The organism is uncultured Cardiobacterium sp., from assembly GCF_938028185.1.
Taxonomy (GTDB): Bacteria; Pseudomonadota; Gammaproteobacteria; order Cardiobacteriales; family Cardiobacteriaceae; genus Cardiobacterium.
On record NZ_CALJAH010000336.1, the window covers coordinates 1 to 2596 of the forward strand.

Annotated in this window: 1 protein-coding gene and 2 pseudogenes; 1 reads left to right on the forward strand and 2 read right to left on the reverse strand. The window is 65.3% G+C overall.

Annotation, left to right across the window (positions count from 1 at the left end; translation table 11 throughout):
- The first annotated feature begins 369 nt into the window (after positions 1-369).
- Positions 370-1254, forward strand: a complete 885-nt coding sequence (locus Q0349_RS09845) for a DMT family transporter (RefSeq protein ID WP_298080731.1) — start codon at positions 370-372, stop codon at positions 1252-1254.
- Between the two features lie 9 nt (positions 1255-1263).
- On the opposite strand, the pseudogene Q0349_RS09850 reads toward Q0349_RS09845, so the two are convergent.
- Both Q0349_RS09850 and Q0349_RS09855 read right to left on the reverse strand, forming a co-directional pair.
- Positions 1264-1473, reverse strand: a pseudogene (locus Q0349_RS09850) (HAD hydrolase family protein); the annotation flags it as partial.
- A gap of 84 nt (positions 1474-1557) precedes the next feature.
- Positions 1558-2596, reverse strand: a pseudogene (locus tag Q0349_RS09855) (hypothetical protein); the annotation flags it as partial.

Below are 2596 nucleotides of genomic sequence, written 5' to 3' on the forward strand. Positions count from 1 at the left end.
AACCCCGCCACCACCCCCCTGCCCGCCATCCGCCGCAGCGTCAGCAAACTATAACGCCGCCTGCTGCGGGCTTTGCGCTGCGGGCGTCCTCCAAACCGCCCCCTCCCCCGTGGGGAGGGCGGGGTGGGGGCAGTAAACACACCGCGCAGCGACGCCATCCGATAAATCCCCTCGCCATTTATAGCAACCCTCCGAAAACCGCATGCGGTGCTTCGTTGCTGGCGCACACTATGGCGTTACCTTCGGCGGCGCGCCTTGTCTGAAACTTTATGTGGATGGCGGTACATACACCTGAGCGCTCAAGGTGTATGCAAACCCGCCGCGTGAACGTGCTATGGTTCTGCCCTTTGGAAAAGCATGAGGAGTTTTATGTCGCAAGTTTTACCGCGAGGCGACCGCGGGGCGATGGCCGGGCTGGTGCTTGGCTGCGTACTCTTTGGCTTGGGCAGCCTGATTATCGTCTTCGTGCCGCTTGGCAGCTTTGCCATGTCATTTTGGCGGCTGCTGGTTGGCGCGCTGGCGTTTGGCCTGTGGGCGTGGTGGCGGCGGCCGCCGTTTCCGCAGAACCGCCGCTGCTGGTACTTCGCCGCCGCAGCCGGGGTGTTTTTGAATCTCGATTTGGCGCTGTGGCACGAGAGCATTCACGCGGTCGGGCCGGGGATTTCGACCCTGCTCAACAGTTTGCAGATTTTCTTCCTCGCCGCGATTGGCTTCCTCTTTTTTGGCGAACGTCCTGGCGGCTGGCAGGTGGCGAGTCTGGCGCTGGCGGTAGCCGGCGTGGCGCTGATTGCCAGCCCGGAGTTTGCGCTCAATGAACGCGCGGGCTGGGGGCTGGTGAGCGGTACGGTTTCCGGGGCGATGCTGGCGCTGTCGATGGCGGCGATTCGCAAGGTGCATGCGGTGGCGCCGGTGGCTCTGGTGCCGCTGATGCTGATATTGAGCGTCTGCGGCGCGGCGAGTGCGCTACCGGTGGCGCTCATCGCGGGCGAAGCGCTGTGGCCGCGCAGCGCGCAGGCGGTCGGGCTGATTTTGGTGTACGGGCTGGTGATGCAGTGTTTGGCGTGGGGGCTGATTGCCTTCGCCATTCCGCGCCTGTCGCTGGCGCTGACCGGACTGTTCTTACTGGCCGAGCCGGTCGCCGCGCTGCTGCTGGATGCGTTTTGGCTGATGAAACCGGTCGCGGCGATTCAGTGGGGCGGTGCGGCGCTGACGCTACTGGCGATTTATTTGGGTTCAGTGAAGCGCGGGCGCTGATTTTCCAAGCTACACCCCCACTTCCCCCGCCGTCAGCACGCCCAAATCCAGCAGTGCGCGGGCAATGCCGTCTTCCTCCAGCGTGCCGGTCTCGTGCGTCGCGACCGCTTTCAGTTCGGAGCAGGCGTCGCCCATCGCCACCGCGCAGCCGACGGCGGCGAACATTTCCACGTCGTTCAGGCCGTCGCCGAACGCCATCGTCTCCTGCGGGCTAAAGCCGAGCGCGGCGCAGCGCGTAGGGTGGGGCTTGCCCCACCACCACGCAACGTGCCGTGCAAGGCGCGATTGCCCGGCTGTTGCGGCTTACAGGCCCTCGTATTGCAGCATTTTGCGCAGGGTGTTGTAGCGGATGCTGGCTGCGAGATAGACAAGGGAGCGGTCTTCGCGGTGGGTGGCGCTTTGGGAGGCGAGGAATGTTTTTTCCTGCCCCGCTGCGGGGCGGTATTCCGGTGCGCGCCAGCGGCGGAAGCTGCCAAGGTCGCCGTCTTTGCGGAAGTGTTCGGCGTAGAGCGGTTGCCCCTGTTCGTCGTAGAGGTTGAGCCAGCGTTCGCAGTATCCGTTGCAGGGCAGGATATGCCGCTCCAGCGCGAGGATTTGCCCGTTTTCGTGGTAGTAGCGCAGGCCGCGGCTGATTTCACCGGCGCTGTTGTAGAGGTCGTCAAAGGGCAGGCCGGGTTGCGGGGTGGCGACGGCGAGACGGCCTTCGTGGTAGGTGTAGAGCGGGCTGACCGCCTCGCCGTTTTTGTATTGCTGAATAGCGCGGATGCTGCCGTCTTTGCGGTACCAGACGATTTTGCCGTCCACCGCGGCGGGGCTGAAGTCCGCCGGGTTGGCGTCTTTTTTCAGGGTGAACGGTGCGGTTTGCGGGGTGTCGCTGTCTTGGTAGTAGTCCTGCACCACGCGGCGGCCGTCGGCGGTGTTGCCCAGTATTTTGCGGTAATAGCCGCCGGAGACGGGTTTTGCGGCGGGCTTGCCGTCGTGGCCGGCATAAAGGGGCGCGGTGGTTGCGGGCGGGAGCAGCGGGGTGTAGTCGATGGGGTTGTGCGCCGCCTGTTTGGCATCAAGGATGTCTTCCGGCAGCGGCTGTACGGGCAGGGCGGGTGGCGCGGGCAGGCTTTCCATGCTGATTGGCGGGGCGTCGGTGTTGTCTGCGGCGGCGGGTTCGCTGTCCAGTTTGGAGGGTTGCGGGCTAACCCCACCCCGTCCCTCCCCCACAGGGGGAGGGGGTAGTTCGGTGGTAGTGGCGGGGGCGGGTTCGCGGTTCGCTTCGGTGGGCTGCGGGTTATCCCCGCCCCGTTCCTCCCCCACAGGGGGAGGGGGTCGATCGGTGGTAGTGGCGGGG

Excerpts from the sequence above, each read along its gene's own strand:
- Q0349_RS09845 (WP_298080731.1), top strand. The coding sequence starts at position 370 with ATGTCGCAAGTTTTACCGCGAGGCGACCGCGGGGCGATGGCCGGGCTG.